This is a genomic window from Micromonospora sp. WMMD712 (assembly GCF_029581295.1).
Classification (GTDB): domain Bacteria; phylum Actinomycetota; class Actinomycetes; order Mycobacteriales; family Micromonosporaceae; genus Micromonospora; species Micromonospora carbonacea.
In genome coordinates this window covers 129,033-152,892 of record NZ_CP120743.1, presented here as the reverse complement: position 1 = coordinate 152,892, position 23,860 = coordinate 129,033, and the positions used below count along the sequence as shown (strand labels likewise).

Here is a 23,860-nt window from a genome sequence, read left to right as displayed (position 1 = left end):
AAATCACCGGCCGCGTATCGTGACGCCCATGGACGAGGCCACCGGGCTGCGCGAACGCAAGAAGGCGGCCACCCGGCTCGCCCTGCACGAGGCCGCCCTGCGCCTCGCCGCCACCGAGGGGCCCGACCGGGTGACCGTCGAGGCGATCGCCGACGCGGCCAACGTCTCCCGCCGCACGTTCTCCAACTACTTCTCCAGCAAGGAGGAGGCGTTCTTCCACGGCGACACCGAGCGGCTGCGCCGGATGCGGGAGCTGATCCGCGACCAGCCCCCCGGCGATCGGCCCTGGACGGTGCTGAGCCGGGCGGCCGAGCGACTCACCGCCGAGGTGTACGGCGACGCCGACCCGGCCTGGCTGGCGCACCGCCGGCAGCTACGGGCGCACCCGAGCCTGCTCGCCCACCACCTCGCGGCGTACACGACGGTCGAGCGGGAGGTGGCCGCGGAGCTCACCTCCCGGCTCGCCGGCCCGGACGCCGCGCTGCGCTCCCGGGTCCTGGCCGCGAGCTTCCTCGCGGCGCTGCGGGTCGCCATCCAGCACTGGATCGACCACCCGGACGGCCCGCTGCCCGACACGATCCGCACCGCGCTCGCCGAGGCGGAGCCCGCCGCCGCCCCGCCCCGCCACGACTGACGGCGGGCACGCGGCACGACCGATGGCGACGCCCGGCACGACCGGCAGCGCCGCGTCGCCGCGACCGGCGGCGCGTGCCGGCCCCGGCCCGCCGCGCCGGGCCGCACCGCCTTGAGCATCCGGGCGCGGCCGTGAGATTCTTGTGCGTCGATGACCAGCCGCGCGCGGGGCTGACCGTCGTCCAATGGGCAACCGGTGGCCGGCGCGGCCTCCCGGGGGACGGCGACATCTGCGACCAACGCCAGATCAGTCCGTCCAGAGCCGCCCGCCGATCCGGCGGCGCTCTGCCCGTGGTCCACGAAGGAACAGCATGAACAACCCGAGCACGTACGGGTACCCACGCCACACCCCGCCGCCCCGCCGGCCCGGTCGACGCCGCTGGACGGCCCTCGCCGCGGGCGCCCTGCTCGCCACCGGCGCCCTCACCGCGATCACTCCCCCGGCCGTCGGCGCGGCCGCCGACCCGGTCGTCGTCACCGTCAACGCCAAGGCGGGGCTGGCCGGCGTGCCGAACACCGCCCTGGGCGTCAACCAGGCCATCTGGGACACGAACCTGGGCACGAACGAGACGTCGGACCTGCTGCGCGCGGCCGGCGTCCAGATGCTGCGTTACCCGGGCGGCTCGTACGCCGACATCTACCACTGGAAGGACCACACCGCGCCCGGCGGGTACGTGGCCCCGAACACCGACTTCGACACCTTCATGGCCGGCGCGAGGCGGGTCGGCGCGCAGCCGATGATCATCGCGAACTACGGCACCGGCACCCCCGCCGAGGCCGCCGACTGGGTGCGCTACGCCAACGTCACCAAGCAGTACGGCGCGAAGTACTGGACGATCGGCAACGAGAACTACGGCAACGGCCTCTACGGCTCGGCCTGGGAGGCCGACGACCACCCGGACAAGAGCGCGACCTACTACGCGAACCTGGTCGTCGACTACGCCGACGCGATGAAGGCCGTCGACCCGACGATCAAGGTCGGCGCGGTGCTGACCATGCCGGGCAACTGGCCCGACGGGATCACCGCCGCCAGCGACCCCGGCCCGTGGAACCAGGCGGTGCTGTCGATCGCCGGCCCGAAGATCGACTTCGTGGACGTGCACTGGTACCCGGGCGGCAGCGCCGCCGAGTCCCTGGCCCGCACCGCCCACGTCGACGAGGCGGCCCACCTGCTGCGCCAGCAGATCGCCAGGTACGCGGGGCCGAACGCCGCCCGCATCGGCATCAGCTTCACCGAGCTGAACGTCGACACCGGCCGCACCACCCAGCCCGGCGCGCTGTTCCTCGCCGACGCGTACAGCGAGCTGCTGGAGAACGGGGTGTTCACCGTCCAGTGGTGGAACGTGCACAACGGCATCGACAAGGTGTCGCAGGTGGCCGGCCACACCGACTACGGCGACTTCGGGCTGCTCTCCAGCGGCACCTGCACCTCCGACGGCACCGTCTGCGAGCCGCCGCTGAACACGCCGTTCGCCCCGTACCACGGGCTGTCCATGATGAACCTGCTCGCCGGGGCCGGCGGCCAGTTCGTCCGGGCCGGCACCGACGAGGCGCTGGTCACCGCGCACGCCGTGCGCCGGCCCGACGGCAGCCTCGCGGTCATGCTGGTCAACAAGGACCCGGACGACGCCCGCCCGGTCACCATCGACTACGCCGGGTTCACCCCGTCGGCCGCCGCGCCGACCGTGCACACCCTCACCAACGGCGCGACCGCCATCGCCACCAGCCAGTCCGGCAGCGCGACCAGCCGCACCCTGCCGCCGTACTCGCTGACCACGCTGGTGCTGCGCCCGGACACGGTGGTCACCGGCGCGCCGGGCGCGCCCGCCCAGCCCACCGTCGCCGACGTCACCGACCGGGGCGCGACGGTCTCCTGGCCCGCGCTGCCCCCGGCGGCCGGCGGACCCCTCAAGTACGAGGTGTACCGGCAGAACGGCACGGTCAGCGAGCAGCTCGGCGAGACCACCGCCAGCTCGCTCGCGGTCGGCAACCTCGTGCCGGGCACCCGGTACACCCTCAACGTGCTGGCCCGCGACGGCGCGGGCCGGCTCTCCTGGTCGTCGCCGCCGGTGACCTTCACCACCGCCGGCCCGGCGGAGAGCACGTGCGGCGTGCGCCTGCGCGACACCAACGACTGGGGCAACGGATTCGTCGGCAGCCTCGACATCGTCAACAACGGCACGCACCAGATCGACGGCTGGACGCTCACGTTCACCTGGCCGACCACCTGGCAGCGGGTGGACAGCGGCTGGAGCGCCACCTGGGCGCAGAGCGGCCGGACCGTGACGGTCACCAACACCGCCGACAACGCGAAGATCGCCGGCGGCGGGGGCGGCACGAGCGCCGGCTTCGTCGGCGCGTACAGCGGCCCGAACGTCTGGCCCACCGCGTTCACCCTCAACGGCACCCCGTGCGCCGTGCTGTGACGCGCCCGCCGACCCGTCACCCCGGGGTCGGCTGACCGGCCGTCGCCGCCGGTGGGAGCCCCCGGGCCCCCGCCGGCGGCACCCGGCCGGACGTTACGGGACCACCCGCGCCGGCACGTCGCCGACCGGCAGGTGCTCCCGCCCCCAGGCGCCGAGGGGTTTGAGCGCCTCGTTGAGCGCCCGCCCACCCGCCGTGAGGGAATATTCCACCCGCAGCGGCAGGTCGTCGAACGTCTCCCGCCGCACGATGCCGTCGGTCTCCAGCTCGCGCAGGTGCTGGAAGAGCACCTTTTCGCTCACCCCGGGAATGAGCCTTCTCAGCTCACCGAAACGTCGGTGCCGGTCGCTGAGGGCCCACAGGATGACCACCTTCCACTTGCCGCTGATCACCTCGACCGCGGCGTCCAGCCCGCAGTGGGTGGGCCGCACCCGGACGCTCATCCGGCCGTTCCGCGGCCGGTCGACGACGTTCTCCCCGTGAATCCACACACGCCGACGAGTCTAACCACAATGGATGGCCGGCGCGCCCACGCACTTTGCGGTAAGTGCTTGAGGCGCACGGAAAAGCGGTCCTACGCTTTCCCCGAAAATGCGAGGGGGAACAGACATGACCGACGAAAACTGTGTGCCCGTCTCGGTGATCGGCCTCGGAATGATGGGTTCGGCGCTGGCCGACGCGTACCTCAGGGCCGGCCACCGCACGACGGTGTGGAACCGCTCGGCGGCCCGGGCGGACGCGCTCGTCGGGCGGGGCGCGAGCCGCGCGGAGACGGTCGCGGACGCGGTCGCCGCGAGCGACGTCCTGGTGGTCTGCGTGACCGACTACCAGGCCCTGTACGAGATCCTGGAGCCGGTGGGCGCCGCGCTGCGCGGCCGGGTGGTCGTCAACCTCACCTCCGGCGTGCCCGACGACGCCCGCGCCGCCCAGCGGTGGGCGCGGTCGCTGGGCGCGGAGTACCTCGACGGGTACGTCATGGCCGTGCCGCCGGGCGTCGGCCTGCCCCAGACCCTGCTGTTCTACGGCGGCTCCCGGGCGGCGTTCGACGCGCACGGGCCGACGCTGCGGGTCCTCGGCGGCAACAGCGTCTTCATCGGCGAGGACCCGGGCACGGCGAGCCTGTACGACCTGGCGCTGCTCGGCATCCTGTGGTCGTCGTTCGCCGGGGCGCTGCACGGCTTCGCGTTGCTCGCCAGCGCGGGCGTCCCGGCCGGGGCGCTCGCGCCGTTCGCCGAGTCCTGGCTCACCCACGTGGTGGTGCCCGGCATCGGGCAGGCGGCCCGGCACGTCGACGCGGGCCGCTACGCGACCGACGTGTCCACCGTCGCGCTCAATGCGCTCGGCCTGGCCAAGATGGTGCAGGCCAGCGAGAGCCAGGGGATCCGGCCCGACGTGATGGTCCCGATCCGCGACCTGCTGCGGGAACGCGCCGAGGGCGGCCACGGCGACGAGGCGCTCGCCAGCATGATCGAGGTCATCCGGCGGGGCCCCGAAACGGGGCGGTAATCGGGCAGAGCGGTCGTTAGCCTGGGTCGGTGCCTCTCCGGATCCCCCACCCCGAGCCCGGTGTCCCCGACACGTCGGGGCCGCTGCGCTACATCTGGTGGCTGATCCGCTGCCAGCCGTGGCGGGTGCTGCGCGGCAGCCTGTTCGGGACGGTGTGGATGGTCGGGCTGTCGGTCCGCCCCTACCTGGTCGCCCGCGCCATCGACGATGGCCTGCGCGCCGGCGACCACCGGGCGCTGCTGTGGTGGATCGCCGCGATCGTGGCGGCCGGGTTCGCGCTGGCCTGGCTGGGCATCATGCGGCACCGCACGATGACGTTCATCCGGGAGGACGCCAGCGCCCGCTCCGCCGAGGTGCTGCTGCGGGCGCTCGCCCACGTCGGCGCGGTGCTCCCCCGCCGGCTGGCCGCGGGCGACGTCGCCACCGTCGGCGGGTACGACATCGTGCGCACCTCGCACGTGCTGACGCTCAGCGGCCCCGGGGTGGGCGCGGTCATCGCGTACGGGGTCGTCGCCGTGCTGCTCTGGTCGGTGGATCCGCCGCTCGCGGCGCTGGTGCTGCTGGGCGTGCCGGCGATCGCGGTGTCCGTCGGGCCGCTGCTGCGCCGGCTCGAACGCGCGGAGTCGGCCTACCGGCAGCAGCAGGGCGAGCTGACCACCCGGGCCGACGACATCGTCGCCGGCCTGCGGGTGCTCGCCGGGGTCGGCGGTCGCCACCTGTTCGCCCGCCGGTACGCGGCCCGTTCCCGGGCCCTGCTCGGCGAGGGCTACCGGGTGGGCGCGGTGGCGAGCTGGATCGACGCGCTGACCCTCACCATCCCGGGGCTCTTCCTCGCGGCCGTGGTGTGGCTCGCGGCGCGGACGGCGGCGAACGGCGACATCACCGTCGGGCAGCTCGTCGCCGTCTACGGCTACACGGCCATCCTCGTCGTGCCGGTCTGGTTCCTGCTGGAGGGCGGCTACCTGCTCATCCAGGGGCGAGTCGCGGCCCGCCGCATCGTCGGCCTGCTGCGGCTGGCCCCCGACCGGGCGGGCGGGCCGGTGACCGCGACCGCGCCGCGCCAGCCGGCCGAGCTGCGCGACCCGGCCACCGGGCTGGTGGTGCCGCCGGGCCGGCTGGTGGGCGTCGCCGCCGACGACCCCGCCGAGGCCGCGGCCCTGGCCGACCGGCTCGGCCGGTACGTCGCCAGCGACGTGACCTGGGGCGACGCGCCGTTGGCCGGGGTCGACCTCGACGAGGTGCGCGCCCGGATCCTGGTCGCCGACCACGACGCGTACCTCTTCGCGGGCACCCTGCGGGAGATCCTACGCGGCCGGGCGGCGGGCGGCCCCGCGCGCCCCGCCACGGCCTGCGACGACGAGGCCGGCACCGGCCCCGCCCGCGACGACGCCGACGTCCGGGCCGCGCTGCACGCCGCGTCGGCGCAGGACGTGGCCGACGCGCTGCCCGCCGGCCTCGACACCCCGGTCGGGGCGCGGGCCCGCACGCTCTCGGGCGGCCAACGGCAGCGGGTGCGCCTCGCCCGGGCCCTGCTGGCCGAGCCGGAGGTGCTGATCCTCGTCGACCCGACGTCCGCCGTGGACGCCCACACCGAGGCGCGCATCGCGCAGCGCCTGCGCGCGGCCCGGGCCGGGCGCACCACGATCGTGCTGGCCACGTCGCCGCTGCTGCTCGGGCACGCCGACACGGTCGCGCACCTGAGCGCCGGCCGGGTCGTCGCCACCGGCACCCACGCCGACCTGCTCGCCACCGACCGGGGCTACCGCGCTCTGGTGTCCCGCGCCGACGGCGACGCCGTCAACGGGCCCGCCGGGGCCGTCGGGGACCGGACCGGCGGGGGCCGGGCGGCCCCCGAGGGCAGGGCCGCCGGCGACGGGCCCGTCGAGGCCGGGCGGGCGCGGCGGTGACGAAGCTCCCGGTGGCGGGCCGGGCCGCCGTACGCCGGGCCGCCCTCGACCTGATCGCGCGCGACCGGCGGGCCGTGGCGGTCGTGCTGGCGCTGCACGTCGCCGCGACGGTCGCCGGGCTCGGCGTGCCGTGGCTGCTCGGCCGGATCGTCGACGCGGTCGCCACCGGCGCGGGCGTCGCCGCCGTGGACCGGCTGGCGCTGGCCATCGCCGCCTGCGTGCTGGCCCAGGGCCTGCTCTCCCGCTACGCGCAGTACGCGGGGCACCGGTTCGGCGAGCGGGCCGTCGCCCGGCTGCGCGAGGAGTTCGTCACCCGGATGCTCGCGCTGCCCGTGTCGGTGGTCGAGCACGCCGGCACCGGCGACCTGGCCACCCGCAGCTCGGTCGACGTGACGACCGTCGGCACCACCGTGCGCGAGGTCGTGCCGACGGTCGTCATCGCCGGGACGCACCTGCTGCTGCTGTTCGCGGCCGTGTTCCTGCTCGATCCGCTGCTCGGGCTCGTGGCGCTGGCCGGGCTGCCGTCGATCTGGGCGGTCACCCGCTGGTACCTGCGCCGGGCCGGGCCCGCCTACCTCGCCGAGGGGGCGGCGACCGCGGAGCTGACCGAGGCGCTGACCACCACGGCGGAGGGCGCGCGCACGGTCGAGGCGCTGCGGCTGGGCGCCGACCGCGTCGCGCACGGCACCGGGCGCGTCGCCGGGGTGTGGGCGGCGCGGCGGGCCACGCTCGCGCTGCGGTCGGTGTTCTTCCCCGGGGTGGAGGGCAGCTACGCGCTGCCGATCGCCGCCGTGCTCGGTGTCGGCGGGGTGTTCCTGGCGCGCGGCACGGTCAGCCTCGGCGAGGTGGTCGCCGCCGCGCTCTACCTCCAGCAGGCGATCGACCCGCTGGACCGGCTGTTGCAGTGGGTCGAGCAGGCGCAGCGCGGCATCGCCTCGCTCGCCCGGGTCCTCGGGGTGGGGCTGGTGCCACCGGAGCCGCGCGGCCGGGCCGACGCGCCGCACGGGCGACGGCTCGTGGTGCGGGGCGCGCGGTTCTCGTACGCCGAGGGCCACGAGGTGCTGCACGGCATCGACCTGGCGGTCGAGCCCGGGGAACGCCTCGCCGTCGTCGGCCCCTCGGGGGCCGGGAAGTCCACCCTGGCCCGGCTGCTCGCCGGGATCGACGCTCCGCAGGAGGGGGTGGTGAGCCTCGGCGGTGTCGCGGTCACCGACCTGGACCCGGCCGAGCGGCGTCGCCGGATAGCGCTCGTCACGCAGGAGCACCACGTCTTCCTCGGCTCGCTGCGCGACAACCTCGCGTTCGCCGCGCCGGACGCCACCGACGAGCGCATGCTCGCCGCCCTGGACACGGTCGGCGCGGACTGGCACGCCGACCTGCCCGACGGCCTCGACACCCAGCTCGGCGACGGCGCAAGGGGCCTCGGCGCGGCGGAGGCCCAGCAGTTGGCGCTGGCCCGGCTGGTGCTGGCCGACCCCGACACGCTGATCCTCGACGAGGCGACCGCCGCGCTCGACCCGACGACGGCCCGGCGCACCGAACGGGCGCTCGCGGCGGTGCTCGCCGGGCGGACCGTCATCGCCATCGCGCACCGGCTCAACACCGCGCACGACGCCGACCGGGTGGCGGTGCTGGAGGACGGCCGGATCACCGAGATCGGCGGCCACGACGAGCTGGTCGCCGCCGACGGCGTGTACGCGTCCCTGTGGCGCTCCTGGCACGGCTCGTGAGCCCCGCCGGCCGCCGCGCCCGCTGAAGCCGGAACACCTGCGCGCCGGGTGAAACCTGAGGGCCGCGTGGCGCGTCACACCCGGGCGGGACACCGTCCGGCGGCACCATCCGGTGATCCCGCCGGGGCGGGTATCGTCCAGCAACCATCGTCCACGAAGGAGCCCATGTGCATCTGACCCATCCAGCGAGAACGCTGGGCCGTCTGCTGGTGTCCGTCGTGGGGGCCACCGCGCTGGTCGCGGCACCGGCCTCGGCGGCCCCGGCGCAGAACTGGGGGCGACCGCAGCTCCCGCCGGCCTCCGGCTGGGCCCCGGTCCCCGGCGACGCCAAGGCGAAGTCGGGGCCCGCCGCCACCGTCTACGGCGGCGACCTGCACCTGTTCGCCCGGGGTGCGGGCGACGCCGTCCGGGTCGACCGCTACAACCTCACCACCGACACGTGGTCGGGTTGGGCCACGGTGCCCGGCGCCGCCGGGGCCACCTCCGCACCCGCCGCCACCATCTACGGCGGCGACCTGCACCTGTTCACCCAGGGCACCGGCGGCACGGTACGCACCAACCGCTACAACGCCTCCACCAACACCTGGGCCGGCTGGACCACCGTCCCCGGCACCGCCGGAGCCACCTCCGCACCCGCCACCACCATCTACGGCGGCAGCCTGCACCTGTTCACCCAGGGCACCGGCGGCACCGTACGCACCAACCGCTACAACGCCTCCACCAACACCTGGGCCGGCTGGACCACCGTCCCCGGCACCGCCGGAGCCACCTCCGCACCCGCCACCACCATCTACGGCGGCGACCTGCACCTGTTCACCCAGGGCACCGGCAACACCGTCCGCACCAACCGCTACAACCTCGACACCAACGCCTGGACCGGCTGGACCACGGTGCCCGGCACCGCCGGGGCGAGGTCGGCACCCGCCACCACCATCTACGGCGGCGACCTGCACCTGTTCACCCAGGGCACCGGCAACACCGTCCGCACCAACCGCTACAACCTCAGCACCGGCGACTGGGCCGGCTGGACCACCGTGCCCGGCCCCGCCGGGGCGCGCTCGGTGCCGGCGGTGGTCGTCTACGGCGGCGAGCTCCGGCTCTTCGTCCGTGCCGCGCAGCACCGGATCCACCAGGCGCGGTTCGGGCTGTAGCCCGTCCGGCGCGTTTCCCGGGCCGGGGAGGACCGATCGTTCCTCCCCGGCCCGCTGCGTGTTCCGGCGGCACCCGTTCGGTGTGGCCAACCGTCGGGCTGCGGACAGCGTCCATCCGGGCCGGTCGTCTGCCAGGGAAGGGACCGCCTCGGGTTGTGGAGTCATCGGCGGTTGCCTATGGTTCTCGGTAACCGGTTTCTGAAACCGGTTACCGAGGAGCGTGCGGCGGAGCGAGGGAGTCCATGGGCAACGATCGGCTGACGGTCCGGGAGATCGCCCGGCTGGCCGGGGTGTCGGTCGCCACCGTCTCCCGGGTGTCCAACGGCGTCGGTCAGGTGTCGGAGGAGACCCGGCGGCGGGTACAGCGGGCCATCGAGGAGCACGGCTACCGCCCCGACCACCTCGGCCGGGCCCTCGCCGCCGGCCGGCACGGCGCGGTCGGCCTGGTGTTCCCGGGGCTGTCCGGCCCGTACTTCTCGGAGCTGATCCAGGGCTTCGAGGCCGAGGCGGTGCACACCCGCACCAGCGTGCACATCCTCTGCACCCACCTGCGCGACGACTCCGACGCCGAGGTCGTGGAGATGGCCCGCCGGGTCGACGGGCTGGCCGTCTTCGGCGGCACCGTCTCCCCCGACACGCTGCGGGAGCTGGCGAAACTCGTGCCCGTCGTGGTGCTCGCCGGCGAGGGGCCGCCCGGCATGCCGTCCGTACGCGCGGAGAACGTCGCCGCGGCGACGGCCCTGACGCGGCACCTGCTGGCCGACCACGGGCTGCGCGGGCTGGTCTTCGTCGGCGACCCCCGCAACTCGCCCGACGTCACCGGCCGGTGGGAGGGGTTCCGCGCCGCGCACCGGCAGCTCGGCCTGCCGGCGCCCCGCGCGCCGCTGCGGGTCGGCCTCGAACAGCACGACGGGGTGTTCGCCGCCGAGCAGCTGCTCAGCCGGGCGGCCCCGCCCCGGGGCGTGGTCTGCGCCAACGACGAGACCGCGCTCGGGATGCTCGTCGGGGCGGCGGCCCGGGGCGTGCGGGTGCCCGCCGACCTGGTCGTCACCGGCTTCGACGACATCCCGATGGCCGCGCTCGTCAGCCCGGCCCTGACCACCGTCCGGCAGCCGGTGCGCGAGCTGGCGGGGCGGACCGCGCGGCTGCTGCTGCGGGCCGCGGCCGGCGAGGCCGGCGGCCCCGACGCCGCCCTGGTGCTCCCGACCGACCTCGTCGTGCGACGCAGCTGCGGCTGCCCCGCGCCCACCGGGGCCGGCACCGCCACCGCCCGCCGCCCCGCCACCGGGCACCGGCCCACCACCGACCACACCACCACCGAGCACGACCCCACGGCCGCCGGACGCCGTCCGGCGGCGGGTGCCCGCAGCACGCGGTGACCCGGCCGTGGCGACCCATCCCCCTCAGGAGGCGCAATGAGGCACTGGAGACAGGCGACGGCGCTCGTGGCCGCGCTCGCGCTGGGCGTGACCGGCTGCGGCCGCGACGACGGCGGGCCGGGTCCCGGCGGGCCGGCGGCCGGCGGGGCGGTCGCCGAGGGCAAGGCCACCGGCGAGATCACGGTCTGGGCGATGGGCGCGGAGGGGGAGAAGCTGAAGGCCCTGGCCGACGACTTCACCCGGGACAACCCGGGGGCCAAGGTCACCGTCACCGCGTTCCCGTTCGACGCCGCCCACGACAAGCTCGCCACCGCGATCGCGGGCCGGCAGACGCCGGACGTGAGCATGATGGGCTCCACCTGGATGGGCGAGTTCGCCAAGACCGGGGCCCTGGATCCGACGCCCCCCGGGCTGTTCGACCGGGCCGCGTTCTTCCCGGGCGCGTGGGACACGACGGTGGTCGACGACACGTCCTACGGCGTCCCCTGGTACGTCGAGACGCGGCTGATCTACCACCGCACGGACCTCGCGGCGAAGGCCGGGGTCGGCAAGCCGGCCAACTGGCAGGAGCTGACCGCGTTCGCCAGAGGGCTCAAGCAGACCGGCGGGGCGAAGTGGGGCATCTCGCTGCAACCGGGTGGCACCGGCGCGTGGCAGTCGTTCCTGCCGTTCGCCTGGCAGGCCGGGGCCGACGTGCTGGCCGACGGGAAGTTCACCCTGGACACCCCGCAGATGCGCACGGCGCTGGAATACTACGCGTCGTTCTTCCGGCAGGGGCTCGCCCCGGGCCAGGTCGCGCCGGGCGCGCAGGAGAGCGGCTTCGTCTCCGGCGACATCGGGGCGTTCGTCTCCGGCCCCTGGCACATGAGCATCCTGCGCGAGCAGGGCGGCGCGGCGCTGGAGGGCAAGTGGGACGTCGCGCCGATGCCCCGCGAGCAGGCCGGCACCTCGTTCATCGGCGGCGCGGACCTGGTGGTCTACCGGGACGCCGACAACCGCGACACGGCCTGGAAGTTCGTCCGGTACCTCACCTCGCCGGCCGCCCAGCAGAAGCTCTACGACCTGGTGGGCAGCCTCCCGGCGGTGACGGCGACCTGGCAGTCGGGCAAGCTCGCCGACGACCCGCTGCTCAAGGCGTTCGGCGCGCAACTCGCCGACGCCAAGTCGCCGCCGGCGATGGCCACCTGGGAGCAGGTCGCCGACGTCATCGACGACGGCATCGAGCGGGTGGTGCGGGGCGTGACCGACCCGGCCACCGCCACCCGGGAGATGCAGGCGAAGGCGTCGGCCATCGGCACCGGGAGCTGAGGTGACGTCCGCCCTCGCGCGGCAGGCCGCCCCCACCGGCGGCGCGCGGCCCGGCCGGCGCGACGCCAGGTGGCCCGGCCGGCGCGGCGTCACCGGCAGGCGGCCCGGCCGGCGCGGCGTCACCCGCCGGCAGCGGGTCGCGGGGTGGGGCCTGGCCCTGCCGTTCCTGCTGATCTTCACCGTGTTCATGGCGGGCCCCGTGCTGGCCTCGGCCGCCATGAGCTTCACCGACCTGCGCAGCGCCGACCTGCGGGACCCGCTCGCGGTCGACCTGGTGGGCGTGGACAACTACGTGCGACTGCTCGGCGACGAGACGCTGCGGCGGGCCGCCGCCAACACGGCGTGGTTCGTGCTGCTCGGCGTGCCGCTGACGATGGTGCTGGGGCTGGCCGCGGCCGTCGCCCTCGACGCGGGGATCAGCCGGTTCCGCACGTTCTTCCGGGTCGGCTACTACCTGCCGGTGGTCACCAGCATCGTCGCCGTCGCCGTGGTCTGGCGGTTCCTGCTCGAACCCGACAGCGGTCTGGTCAACACCGCGCTCGCCCGCCTCGGCGTCGACGGCCCGGCGTGGCTGTCCGACACCCGCACGGCGCTGCCGTCCCTGGTGGTGATGGCGGCCTGGCGGAACATGGGCTTCCTGATGGTGGTCTTCCTCGCCGGCCTCCAGGCGATCCCCGGCGAGCTGCACGAGGCGGCGGCCATCGACGGCTGCGGGGCCTGGGCGCGGTTCCGGCACGTCACCCTGCCCCTGCTGCGGCCCACGCTGCTCTTCGGCGGGGTGGTGACCGGGATCGGCTACCTCCAGTTCTTCGAGGAGCCGTTCGTGATGACGGGCGGCGGGCCGCTGGACAGCACCCTGTCGGTGGCCTTCTACATCTACCAGCAGTTCGGCTTCGGCAACTACAGCTACGCGGCGGCGATCGCGTACGTGCTGTTCGTCGCCGTCGTCGGGCTCACCGCCGCGCAGTTCCGGCTGATGCGGTCGAAGACGTGAGGAGGACGCCGTGCCGACGACCGTGAGACGCAGACGGGGCCAGCCCTGGGTGTACGGGGTGCTGGCCGGCGGCCTCGTCGTCCTGGTCGGCCCGTTCGTGTGGATGCTGCTCGGCTCGGTCAAGCCGGACGCGGAGATCCGCCGGACGCCGCCGACCTGGCTGCCGGAGGCGCCCACGCTCGACAACTACCGGCACCTGTTCACCGAGCTGGACTTCCCGGCGTTCTTCCTCAACAGCGTCCTGGTGGCCGGCGCCGTCACCGTGGGCAACCTCGTGTTCTGCTCGATGCTCGGCTACGCCCTGGCGAAGCTGGAGTTCCCCGGCCGGCGCGTGGTGTTCGCGTTGGTGCTCGGGATGCTGATGGTGCCGGGCATGGTCACCTTCGTGCCGCTGTTCATGCTCGTGAGCCGGCTGGGGCTGGTGGACAGCTACGCCGGGCTGATCCTGCCGTGGCTGGCCAGCCCCTTCGGGGTGTTCCTGATGCGCCAGTTCATCACCGGGCTGCCCGACGACCTGATCCAGGCGGCCCGGGTCGACGGCGCGGGCGAGCTGCGGATCTTCGCCCGGGTCGTGCTGCCGCTGTGCGGGCCGGCCCTGGCCACCCTCGGCATCCTGACGTTCCTGTCGTCGTGGAACAACTTCCTCTGGCCGCTGGTCGTCGCGCAGTCGGAGGACCGGTACACCCTGCCGGTGGCGCTCGCCCTGTACGCCATCGGCGAGAACAACACCCGCTACGGGCTGCTGATGGCGGGCTCGGTGGCCGTCATCGTGCCGGTCCTGCTGGTGTTCGTCGCGCTGCAACGGCACTTCGTCCGGGGCATCGCCACGACCGGCCTGAAGTGAGCCCGCCCGCCCCACCTGACCTGACCGTCCTCCAGTGAGGAGCCTCCCCGTGCGATCCAGGTCCCATCCGTTCCGCGCCGCGACGGTGCTGCTGGCCCTCGGGCTGACCGCCGCCGTCGCCCCGCCGGCCGCGGCCGCGCCGCCGACAGCCGCGCCCGCCGGGTCCCCGGCCGCCACGCTGCGGCAGTACGCCGCCGACACCTGGCGGTCGATGGCCGCCATGGTCGACCCGGGCACCGGGCTGGCGGCCGACAACGTCGGCGGCGACCTCGACCCGGCCGACCGCGCCGGGTACACGTCGCCGACCAACGTCGGCGCGTACCTGTGGAGCACCGTGGCAGCCCGGGAGACCGGCCTGGTCAGCGCCGGCCAGGCCCGCGACCGCATCGCCCGCACCCTCGCCACGCTGGGCCGGCTGGAGGTCCACGAGCCGTCCGGCATGTACTACAACTGGTACGACCCGGCCACCGGCACGAAGCTGACCACCTGGCCCGTCGACGGCAGCGCCGTGCACCCGTTCCTGTCCAGCGTGGACAACGGCTGGCTCGCCACGGCGCTGACGGTGGTGCGGCAGGCGGTGCCGGAGCTGGCGGGGCACGCCGACGCGCTGCTGCGCCGGATGGACTTCGGCTACTACTACGACCCGGCGCAGCGGCAGATCCGCGGCGGCTTCTGGGTCGAGCCGCCGCCGGGCTGCTCGCTGGCCGGCAACTACCGCACCGGGCCGGACGTGTTCTACACCTGCCACCACTACGGCGCGTTCAACACGGAGCCGCGCATCGCCAGCTACCTCGGCATCGCCGCCGGGCAGATCCCGCCGGAGCACTACTTCGGCACCTACCGCACGTTCGACCCGGAAGGCTGCGACTGGGCGTGGACGGAACAGCGGGCCGTCGGCCAGTGGCGCACGTACCTGGGCGTGCGGGTGTTCGAGGGCGCCTACCGCTACCGGGGGTTGCAGCTCGTGCCGAGCTGGGGCGGGTCGATGTTCGAGGCGCTGATGGTGCCGCTGTTCGTGCCCGAGGAGCGGTGGGGCCCGCATAGCTGGGCGGTCAACCACCCGGCGTACGTGCGGGCGCAGATCGAGCACGGGCTGCGGGAGGCCGGGTACGGCTACTGGGGCTTCTCCCCCGCCAACGACCCCGACGGCGGCTACCGGGAGTACGGCGTGGACCAGCTCGGCATGGACGGACCGGGCTACACCTCCGACCAGGAGCGCACCTCGGTCGACCCCGGGTACGGCGAGTGCCGGCCCGCCCAGCCGCCGCCGTCGGGCTACGGCCGGGGCGTGGTCACCCCGCACGCGTCCTTCCTGGCGCTGCGCTACGCGCCGGACGACGCCCTGCGCAACCTGGCGAACCTGCGGCGGGACTTCGACGCGTACGGGCCGGGCGGGTTCTACGACTCGGTCGACGTGACCACCGGGCGGGTGTCGAAGCGCTACCTGGCGCTGGACCAGGGCATGACGATGGCGGCGCTGGGCAACGCCCTGGCCCACGACGTGCTGCGCCGGCCGTTCGCGCAGGGGCCGATGCAGCAGCGGGTCGCGCCGCTGATGCGGATGGAGGAGTTCTCCCTCCCGCACGGTGGGCAGCAGCGATGAGGGACGGCCAGGACGACGCGGGCGTCGACGCCCGGGGCGACTGGACACGGCGCATCGCGCGGCGCAGCGACGAGCAGGGGGCGACGGGAGGCATCCCGGACCTGCCGCCGCCGGCCGGGCTGACGGCGGTCGCCGGGGTGGGCCACGTGCGGCTGTCCTGGTCGCCGGTGCCCGACGCCGTCGGCTACCTGGTACACCGGGCCCCGCTGCGCGACGGGCGGCCCGCCGGCCCGTTCGCCCCGGTCGACCACCAGGGCGGCGACGTGCTCGCCGTGCCCGACACCTGGTACGTCGACACCACCGGCGAGCCCGGCCGGCCCTACGCGTACGCCGTGGCCGCCGTGCCCGAGGTGACCGTCACCGGCGCGCTGGGCGACCCGGTCGTCGCCGCCGCGTCGCCGGCCGCCGCCGGCCCGCCGCCGACGGTGGACGTGCGCGTCGACGCCGCCGCGCCGGGCACGCCGCTGCACCGGCCGTGGCAGCCGATGATCGGCAGCGAGCGCCTGTCGCAGCTGCTGTGCGCCGACACCAGCGGCGGCCGGGAGATCGGGGCGGAGCTGCTGGCGGCGCTGCGCCGGGTCCGCGCGGAGGTGGGCGTCGAGGCCGTGCGGGCGCACGCGATCCTGCACGACGACCTGGGCGTCTACCGGGAGGTCGACGGCCGGCCGGTGCACGACTTCACCGGCGTGGACCGCGTCTACGACCTGCTGCTCTCGGCCGGGCTGCGGCCGGTCGTGGAGATCGGCTTCATGCCCCGCGACCTGGCCCGCGACCCGGAGCGGACGGTGTTCGCCTACCGGGGGGGCATCTCGCCGCCGAAGGACTGGGACCGCTGGGCGGAGCTGGTCCGCGCGCTCGTCGCGCACCTGCTCGACCGGTACGGCGAGGCGGTGCTCGGCTGGGACTTCGAGGTGTGGAACGAGGCCAACCTGGAGGTGTTCTGGGCCGGCACCCGCGAGGAGTGGATGCGGCTGTACGAGGTCACCGCCCGCGCGGTCAAGGACGTCGACGACCGCATCGCGGTGGGCGGGCCGTCGTCGGCCGCCGCCGGCTGGGTCGACGCCCTGCTGGAACACGCCGCGCGTACGGGCGCGCCGGTCGACTTCGTCTCCACCCACACGTACGGCAGCCCGCCGCTGGACCTGCGGCCCACCCTGCGCCGGCTCGGCTTCCCGCACGCCCGGCTGCTGTGGACGGAGTGGGGCGTCACGCCCACCCACTTCCACCCGGTCAACGACGGCGCGTCGGCGGCGACGTTCCTGCTCGGCGGCATGCGGTCGGCCGCCGGGCGGGTCGACGCCCTGTCCTACTGGGTGGCCAGCGACCACTTCGAGGAGCTGGGCCGGCCGCCCCGGCTGCTGCACGGCGGGTTCGGCCTGATCACCGTCGGCGGCATCGCCAAGCCCCGCTACCACGCCCTGCGGATGCTCGCCCGGCTCGGCGACACCGAGCTGCCGGTGCGGTCCTGCGGCGACGGCGCGGACGGCCTGGTGCAGGCGTGGGCGAGCCGGCACGCCGACGGCGGCCTCGCCGTGCTGGTCTGGGTGTCGACGCTCGACCAGTCGAAGCGCGACGGCGACCCGGCGCTGGCCCGCCGGGTCCGGTTGAGCGTGGCCGGCGGGCCGGGCGGCGGCGTGACGGTGACCCGGCTCGACCGCGAGCACGGCGACGTCACCACCCTCGCGGGCCGGCTCGGCGTCGGCGACTGGCCGACCGACGGGCAGTGGGACGCGCTGCGGGCCGCCGACGCGCTGCCGGCGGAGCCCGTCGAGCCGGACGTGGCCGGCGGGGTGACGACGGTGGAGCTGCTGGTGCCCCAGCCGGGCGTCGTGCTCGTCGAGTTCACGCCGCCTGAGCCGACGGGCTGAGCCGACGGGCTGAGCCGACGGCCCGTGGCCTCGGGCTGAGGCGGGCCGAGCCGTCGACCCACGACGCCGGCCCGAGGCGGGGCCGGGCCGTCGGTTTGGGGCGGGGCGGGGTCAGACTGCGAGCGCGGCCCGGACGGCGTGCTCGGCGGCGGCCCCGCCGTCGCCGGTCGAGGTGACCCGGCCGGACTCCAGCACGTAGTAGCGCTGGGCGACCCGCAGGGCGAAGCCGAGGTGCTGCTCGACGAGGAGCACCTGGATGCCGGCGCGGGCGGTCAGCTCGACGACGCGGTCCTGGATCTCGGCGACCACCGAGGGCTGGATGCCCTCGGTGGGCTCGTCGAGCAGCAGCAGCTTCGGCCGGGTGACCAGCGCCCGGGCGATGGCGAGCTGCTGGCGTTGGCCGCCGGAGAGCAGCCCGGCCCGGCGGCGCAGCAGCGGGCGCAGCGCCGGGAACAGGTCGAGCGCCTCGGCGGTGGCCGCCGCGCCGTCGCGCCGGCCGTCGGCGACCAGCCGCAGGTTCTCCCCCGCCGTCAGGTGCGGGAAGCACTGCTGGCCCTGCGGCACGTACGCCATGCCCCGGGCGACCCGCTGGTGCGGGGCGAGCCGGGTGACGTCCTCCCCGGCCAGCTCGACGGTGCCGGCGCGGGGCCGCAGCAGGCCCACCGCGACCCGCAGCAGGGTGCTCTTGCCGGCCCCGTTGTGGCCCAGCACGGCGGCGACGCCGTCGGCGGGCACGGCGAGGTCCACGCCGTGCAGCACCTCGCTGCGTCCGTACCCGGCGCGCACGCCGCGCAGTGTCAACATCACGCCTCCGTGGGAGCGTCGACGGGGTGGCCGAGGTAGACCTCCTGCACCCGGGGGTCGGCCTGGACCTGGGCGACGGTGCCCTCGCTGAGCACCCGCCCGGCGTGCAGCACGGTCACGGTGCGGGCGAAGCGGCGCAGGAAGTCCATGTCGTGTTCGATGACCACGACGGTGCGGTCCCGGCTGACGGTCTCCAGCAGGGCGCCGGTGGCGTCGCGCTCGTCGTGGCTCATCCCGGCGACGGGCTCGTCGAGCAGCAGCAGCCGGGCGTCGGAGACGAGCAGCATGCCGATCTCCAGCCACTGCTTCTGCCCGTGGGCGAGGGTGCCGGCGAGGTGGTCGGCCCGGTCGGCGAGGCCGATGGTGTCGAGGGCGGCGACGACCTCGTCGGGCAGCCGCCGCCGGCGGCGGGCCAGCGCCCACCAGCTCCGCCCGGCCCCGGCGGCGATGTCGAGGTTCTGCGCGACGGTCAGCTCCTCGAACACGGCGGCGGTCTGGAAGGTGCGGCCCACGCCGAGCCGGGCGATGCGGTGCACGTCCCGGCCGAGCAGCTCCCGGTCGCCGAAGCGGACCGAGCCGGTGGCCCGGACCAGCCCGGTGACCGCGTCGACGAGGGTGGTCTTGCCGGCCCCGTTGGGCCCGATGAGGAAGCGCAGGTCACCGGCGGGCACGTCCAGGTCGACGCCGTCGACGGCGGTGAAGCCGTCGAAGCTGACCCGCAGGCCCCGCACGCACAGGCCGTCGGTTCGTTCGTCGGTCATGCCGCCGGCGCCTCCGTCCGGGTCCGGCCGCTGCGGGCGGGTGGGATGCGCCGCCACCAGGGCGGCCGGTCGGCTGCCGCGCGCCGGGTGCGCCGCAGCGCCCACAGCGACGCCAGGCCACCGGGCAGGAACGCGACCACCAGCACGAACAACAGCCCTTGCAGGTACGTCCAGGTGCCCGGGAACCGCTCGGACAGCGCGGTACGCGCCCAGGCCACGGCGACCGCGCCGAGCACCGGGCCGAGCAGGGTGGCCCGCCCCCCGACGGCGACGCCGATGACGAACTCGATGGACGGCACGATGCCGATCAGGGCGGGCGAGATGATGCCGACGGCGGGGACGAACAGCGCCCCGGCGAGCCCGGCCATCCCGGCGGCCACCACGTAGGCGACGACCTTGACGGTGGCCGGGTCGTAGCCGAGGAAGCGGACCCGTTCCTCGCCGTCGCGCACGGCCACCAGCAGCTCGCCGTAGCGGCTCTGGATGAGCTGACGGGCCAGCGCGAGCAGCCCCAGCAGGGCGGCGGCGATCAGGAAGTAGACGGTGCGCTGGTTGACCGGGTCGTCGAGGTCGTAGCCGAAGAAGCCCTGGATGTCGGTCAGGCCGTTGGTGCCGCCGGTGGTGCCCTGCTGGCCGACCAGCAGGATCACCATCGCGGCGGCGAGGGCCTGGCTGAGGATGGCGAAGTAGGCGCCCCGCACCCGGCGGCGGAAGACCAGCGAGCCGAGCCCGAAGGCGACGACCATGGGCAGCAGCACGGTGGCGGGCAGGGCGAACCAGGGGCTCGCGAACGGCCGCCACCACCACGGCAGCTCGTCGAGCTGCCCGTACAGCTGCATGAAGTCGGGCAGCGCGCCGGGGCCCGCGTCGGCGAGCTTGAGGTGCATGGCCATCGCGTAGCCGCCGAGGCCGAAGAAGACGCCCTGGCCGAGGGTGAGCATGCCGCCGCGGCCCCAGGCGATGCCGATGCCGACGGCGACCATGGCGACGCAGAGGTACTTGGCCAGCAGCGCCAGCCGGAAGTCCGACAGCAGCAGGGGCGCCGCGCCGAACAGCAGCGCCGCGCCGGCGGCGAAGCCGAGCGCCGCGCGGGCCCGGCCGCCGGTGCGGCGTGCGGGCGGCGGCGGTGCCGGCGCGGCGGGCTCGTCGGCGGCGGTGGCCGGGCCGGTCACGGTGGTCATGCGAGGCTCCTGGTACGCAGGGTGAACAGGCCCTGTGGCCGCCACTGGAGGAACGCGACGATCGCCACGAAGACGATCACCTTGGCGACGCTGAGGGTGGTGAGGTATTCACCGGTGGCCTGGAGCACGCCGAGGGCGAAGGCGACGATCACGCTGCCCTTGAGCTGGCCGATCCCGCCGACCACGACCACCAGGAAGGCGTCGATGATGAGGTTGGTGCCCATCGTCGGGCCGATCGGCCCGAGCAGGGTCAGCGCGACCCCGGCGACGCCCGCCAGGCCGGAGCCGACGAAGAAGGTGGTGCGGTCGACCCGGGCGGTGGCGATGCCGGAGACGGCGGCGAGGTCGCGGTTCTGCACGACGGCGCGGATGCGGCGGCCCAGCGGGGTGAGCCGCAGCGCGAGGGTCAGCGCCACCACGGCCGCCACGGCGAGGCCGAGGATGAACAGCCGGTTGTTGGCGACGGTGACGCCGCCGGGCAGCGCCACGTTGCCGGTGAGCAGGGCGGGCGCGCGGGTCTGCACGTTGGGGCTGCCGAAGATGTCCCGGGCCGCCTGCTGGAGCATCAGCGACACGCCCCAGGTGACGAGCAGGGTGTCCAGGGGCCGGGCGTAGAGGCGGCGGATGAGCAGCACCTCCAGCAGCACCCCCAGCGCGCCGGCCACCGCGAAGGCGACGGGCAGGGCGACCAGCAGCGACCAGCCGGCCGAGGTGATCGTCTGCTGGAGCACGTAGGTGGTGTAGGCGCCGGCCATGATGAACTCGCCGTGGGCCATGTTGATGACGTTCATCTGGCCGAAGGTGAGCGCGAGCCCGAGCGCGACGAGCAGCAGGACCGCGCCGATGCTGACGCCGGTGAAGAGCTGTCCGAACAGGACTGTCACGGTTGCTCCGAGGAGGGGTGGGGCCCGGGCGGCGCGGGGGCCGCCCGGGCCGGGTGGTCAGCTCAGGCCGGTCGCCCAGGGGTAGCTCTTGAGGTACGGGTCGGGCTTGATCGGCTGGCCGGAGTTCCACACCTCGGTGATCAGCCCGTCCGCGCCGACCTTGCCGATCCGGGCGGTCTTGGCGATGTGCTGCGTCGGGCCGTCCACGGTGACCAGGCCCTCGGGCGCCTCGTAGGTGATGCCGCCGGCGGCGGCGCGGACCTTCTCCACGTCGAAGGAGCCGGCCTTGGTGACCATCTCCTTCCACAGGTACACGGCGACGTACGCGGCCTCCATCGGGTCGCTGGTGGGCTTGTCCGCGCCGTACTTCGCCTTGTAGGCGGCGACGAACTTCGCGTTCGCCCCGCCCGGCGTGGTCTGGTAGTAGTTCCAGGCGGTGAGCTGGTCCTTGAGATATTGCGTGCCGATGCCCTTGACCTCCTCCTCGGCGATCGACACGGACACCACGGGCATGCTCGTCGCGTTGAGCCCGGCCGACGTGTATTCCTTGAAGAACGCCACGTTGCTGTCGCCGTTGAGGGTGTTGAACACCGCGTCGGCCTTCGCCGACTTCACCTTGTTGACGATCGTGCCGAACTCGGTGGAGCCGAGCGGGGCGTAGTCCTCGCCGAGGACGGTCATCCCGTTGGCCTTCGCGTACGCCTTGATGATCTTGTTGGCGGTGCGGGGGAAGACGTAGTCGCTGCCCACGAGGTAGACCGACTTCTTGCCCTGCGCCTTGAGGTAGTCCAGGCCGGGGACGATCTGCTGGTTGGTCGTCGCCCCGGTGTAGAAGATGTACGGCGACTGCTCCAGGCCCTCGTACTGCACCGGATAGAACAGCAGCGCCTTGTTCTTCTCGAACACCGGCTTGACGGCCTTGCGGCTGGCGGAGGTCCAGCAGCCGAAGACGGCGGCGACGCGGTCCTCGGAGATGAGCTTCTCGGCCTTCTCGGCGAAGGTCGGCCAGTCCGACGCGCCGTCCTCGCCGACCGGCACGATCTTCTTGCCCAGGACGCCGCCGGCCGCGTTGATCTCCTCTACGGCGAGCATGATCGAGTCGCGGACGGTGACCTCGCTGATGGCCATGGTGCCGGAGAGCGAGTTGAGCAGGCCCACCTTGACGGTGTCGCCCGAGACGTCGGCGCTGACGCCCTTGCCCGACGTGCTGTCGGAGGTCTTGCTGCCGCACGCGGCCAGCGCGGCCGCGACGACGAAGGCCATGGTGCCGGCCAGGATGCGGCGGCCCCGGAACAGTGACATGCAATCTCCCCTGCGGTGTGCGTGGAGCGACGACCACCGGCCCTGCCGGGCCGGGCTGCATTGCCATTGGTGATTGGTGAAGCGGTGCGGTCACGGGTGTCGCGTCGGGCGGAAAGACCGGCCGGCGGGTGGGACGCCGGCACACCATCCGCAGTGGACCTCGGGCAGGGCAAAGCCTCGACTCGATTCGTTGCGGCCACGTTTCCCGGCCCTTAATTGCCTGTTTCCCGAACGGCCGGTAAGGCCAGCTCAACGGGGGTGAAGCAGCAAAGGCCGCCACCATCCCCGGAGGACTCACGGAGAATGGCGACGGCCCACGACAGACATTCGGAAGAACGGTCGCCCCAGCGCCGGAATCGCATTTCGACTAATCGGGCGGCGAGCCAGTTACTTCCTGCGTGAAGGATTTTAGCGGGCTCCCCCGGCCGGCTGTCAAGCGCCCCTACAGCTCCGCCAGCACCGCGAAGTCGAGCCCGTCGGCCTCGGCCAGGTAGATCCGCTGGCGCACGTGCCGCCCGCGCAGCCGCAGCTCCCCCCGTGGCCCCTGGTAGGACACCGCGTCCGCGGCGGCCCCGATCGCCCGCACGTCCAGCGTGCGGGCCCGCGCGATCAGCGCCGCCAGCAGCATCACGCCCTCGTAGCAGGACTCCCCCAGGCTGCCCAGCGGCGGCGCCTCCACCCCGAAGCGGCGGGCGAACGCGCCGTGGAAGTCGAGGTTCTCCCGGGTGACCAGGCCGGCGAAGAACCCGGCCGTGCTGTACAACCGACGGGTCGCGCCCGCCCCGCTGGCCAGCAGCATGTTCTCGTCCATCAGGGTGCTCAGCCGCAGGCAGCGCTGGTCCAGGCCGCCGCGGGCGAACGCCCGGTTGAACCGCACCGCGTCCGCGCCGACCAGCAGCATCAGCACCCCGTCCGCCTCGGACTGCTCGACGGCGCGCAGGACGGGACCGAAGTCGTGGACGCCCAACGGCAGGAACCGCTGCCCGCACACCCGTGCCCCGCTGCGCAGGGCGTACCGCTGGGCGGCGCGGGCGGTGTGGCGCGGCCACACGTAGTCGTTGCCCACCACGTACCACCGGCGCACGCCCTGCTCGCCGGCCAGCAGCCGCATCGCCGGCCAGAGCTGCGCGTCGGGCGTCTCGCTGGTGAGGAAGACCCCCTCGGTGCGCTCGCCGCCCTCGTAGAGCGCGGTGTAGACGTACGGCACCCGGTGCGCGACGCGCGGGGCCACCGCCTGCCGCACCGACGAGATGTGCCAGCCGGTCACCCCCTGCACCGCGCCGGTCGACACCAGCGCCTCCACCTCGGCGGCCACCTCGGCCGGCGGGGCGCCGCCGTCGACGGGCACCAGCCGCAGCTCGCGGCCGAGCACCCCGCCGGCACGGTTGATCTCCTCCACCGCGAGCTGGGCGCAGAGCTCGCAGGTCGGGCCGAACATCCCGGCGGGCCCCCGCATCGGGTAGACCAGCGCGACGCTGACCACCGACCGGTCCACGGTGAGCCAGGGCGCGGGAAGGTGGAGCGTCTGCCCCGGCTGGGGATGCGGCGCACCAGCCGGACGCCCTGCCGGCACGGACATGA

General features: G+C 74.6%; 19 protein-coding genes. 12 read left to right on the top strand and 7 right to left on the bottom strand.

Features of this window, described 5'->3' with window-relative positions; translation table 11 throughout:
* Positions 1 to 28 precede the first annotated feature (28 nt).
* Together O7633_RS00620 and O7633_RS00615 are read left to right on the top strand one after the other, a co-directional pair.
* On the top strand, positions 29 to 634 hold the full coding sequence (locus O7633_RS00620; RefSeq protein WP_178064513.1) for a TetR/AcrR family transcriptional regulator: 606 nt from the start codon (positions 29 to 31) through the stop codon (positions 632 to 634).
* Positions 635 to 944: 310 nt separating this feature from the next.
* Complete coding sequence (locus O7633_RS00615) at positions 945 to 3,059, top strand: cellulose binding domain-containing protein (RefSeq protein ID WP_282325313.1); 2,115 nt, start codon at positions 945 to 947, stop codon at positions 3,057 to 3,059.
* Between the two features lie 93 nt (positions 3,060 to 3,152).
* On the opposite strand, the gene O7633_RS00610 is transcribed toward O7633_RS00615, so the two are convergent.
* The gene (locus tag O7633_RS00610) at positions 3,153 to 3,500 is read right to left on the bottom strand and encodes a helix-turn-helix domain-containing protein (RefSeq protein WP_282325312.1); all 348 of its coding nucleotides are present in this window, start codon (positions 3,498 to 3,500) and stop codon (positions 3,153 to 3,155) included.
* Positions 3,501 to 3,666: 166 nt separating this feature from the next.
* Between O7633_RS00610 and O7633_RS00605 the strand changes: the two genes are divergently transcribed.
* The 10 genes from O7633_RS00605 (at position 3,667) to O7633_RS00560 (ending at position 17,347) form a co-directional block, all read left to right on the top strand.
* Positions 3,667 to 4,563, top strand: coding sequence for an NAD(P)-binding domain-containing protein (locus O7633_RS00605; RefSeq protein WP_282325311.1), 897 nt, complete (start codon positions 3,667 to 3,669; stop codon positions 4,561 to 4,563).
* 125 nt (positions 4,564 to 4,688) lie between these two features.
* Complete coding sequence (locus O7633_RS00600; protein WP_282328704.1) at positions 4,689 to 6,470, top strand: ABC transporter ATP-binding protein; 1,782 nt, start codon at positions 4,689 to 4,691, stop codon at positions 6,468 to 6,470.
* A complete protein-coding gene (locus O7633_RS00595) occupies positions 6,467 to 8,200 on the top strand; it encodes an ABC transporter ATP-binding protein (RefSeq protein ID WP_282325310.1) in 1,734 nt (577 codons plus the stop codon). The genes O7633_RS00600 and O7633_RS00595 overlap by 4 nt, the downstream gene beginning before the upstream one ends.
* Before the next feature lie 209 nt (positions 8,201 to 8,409).
* The gene (locus tag O7633_RS00590; RefSeq protein ID WP_282325309.1) at positions 8,410 to 9,351 is read left to right on the top strand and encodes a hypothetical protein; all 942 of its coding nucleotides are present in this window, start codon (positions 8,410 to 8,412) and stop codon (positions 9,349 to 9,351) included.
* Positions 9,352 to 9,593: 242 nt separating this feature from the next.
* Entirely contained in the window at positions 9,594 to 10,730 is a 1,137-nt protein-coding gene (locus tag O7633_RS00585; protein ID WP_282325308.1) for a LacI family DNA-binding transcriptional regulator, read from the top strand.
* 36 nt (positions 10,731 to 10,766) lie between these two features.
* The gene (locus tag O7633_RS00580; RefSeq protein ID WP_282325307.1) at positions 10,767 to 12,038 is read left to right on the top strand and encodes a sugar ABC transporter substrate-binding protein; all 1,272 of its coding nucleotides are present in this window, start codon (positions 10,767 to 10,769) and stop codon (positions 12,036 to 12,038) included.
* Between the two features lies 1 nt (position 12,039).
* On the top strand, positions 12,040 to 13,032 hold the full coding sequence (locus O7633_RS00575; RefSeq protein WP_282325306.1) for a sugar ABC transporter permease: 993 nt from the start codon (positions 12,040 to 12,042) through the stop codon (positions 13,030 to 13,032).
* A gap of 10 nt (positions 13,033 to 13,042) precedes the next feature.
* Positions 13,043 to 13,876: a carbohydrate ABC transporter permease gene (locus O7633_RS00570; protein WP_246384590.1), complete on the top strand. Its 834-nt coding sequence runs from the start codon at positions 13,043 to 13,045 to the stop codon at positions 13,874 to 13,876.
* Positions 13,877 to 13,925: 49 nt separating this feature from the next.
* The gene (locus O7633_RS00565; RefSeq protein WP_282325305.1) at positions 13,926 to 15,479 is read left to right on the top strand and encodes a glucoamylase family protein; all 1,554 of its coding nucleotides are present in this window, start codon (positions 13,926 to 13,928) and stop codon (positions 15,477 to 15,479) included.
* A complete protein-coding gene (locus O7633_RS00560; protein ID WP_282325304.1) occupies positions 15,476 to 17,347 on the top strand; it encodes a xylan 1,4-beta-xylosidase in 1,872 nt (623 codons plus the stop codon). Before O7633_RS00565 ends, O7633_RS00560 begins: the two co-directional genes overlap by 4 nt.
* 111 nt (positions 17,348 to 17,458) lie before the next feature.
* Here O7633_RS00560 and urtE read toward each other — a convergent pair whose 3' ends face one another.
* From urtE to O7633_RS00530, 6 genes are all read right to left on the bottom strand, one after another.
* Entirely contained in the window at positions 17,459 to 18,151 is a 693-nt protein-coding gene (gene urtE, locus O7633_RS00555) for an urea ABC transporter ATP-binding subunit UrtE (RefSeq protein WP_074477882.1), read from the bottom strand.
* The gene (urtD, locus tag O7633_RS00550; protein ID WP_074477993.1) at positions 18,151 to 18,912 is read right to left on the bottom strand and encodes an urea ABC transporter ATP-binding protein UrtD; all 762 of its coding nucleotides are present in this window, start codon (positions 18,910 to 18,912) and stop codon (positions 18,151 to 18,153) included. Before urtD ends, urtE begins: the two co-directional genes overlap by 1 nt.
* Positions 18,909 to 20,093 carry an urea ABC transporter permease subunit UrtC gene (gene urtC / locus O7633_RS00545; protein WP_282325303.1) on the bottom strand — a complete coding sequence of 395 codons (1,185 nt, stop codon included), beginning with the start codon at positions 20,091 to 20,093 and terminating at the stop codon, positions 18,909 to 18,911. Before urtC ends, urtD begins: the two co-directional genes overlap by 4 nt.
* Positions 20,090 to 20,977, bottom strand: coding sequence for an urea ABC transporter permease subunit UrtB (urtB, locus tag O7633_RS00540; protein ID WP_043963236.1), 888 nt, complete (start codon positions 20,975 to 20,977; stop codon positions 20,090 to 20,092). The genes urtC and urtB overlap by 4 nt, the downstream gene beginning before the upstream one ends.
* A 57-nt stretch (positions 20,978 to 21,034) precedes the next feature.
* Positions 21,035 to 22,279 carry an urea ABC transporter substrate-binding protein gene (gene urtA, locus O7633_RS00535; protein WP_282325302.1) on the bottom strand — a complete coding sequence of 415 codons (1,245 nt, stop codon included), beginning with the start codon at positions 22,277 to 22,279 and terminating at the stop codon, positions 21,035 to 21,037.
* A 442-nt stretch (positions 22,280 to 22,721) separates the two neighbouring features.
* On the bottom strand, positions 22,722 to 23,858 hold the full coding sequence (locus tag O7633_RS00530; protein WP_282325301.1) for a substrate-binding domain-containing protein: 1,137 nt from the start codon (positions 23,856 to 23,858) through the stop codon (positions 22,722 to 22,724).
* Between the last annotated feature and the right edge of the window lie 2 nt (positions 23,859 to 23,860).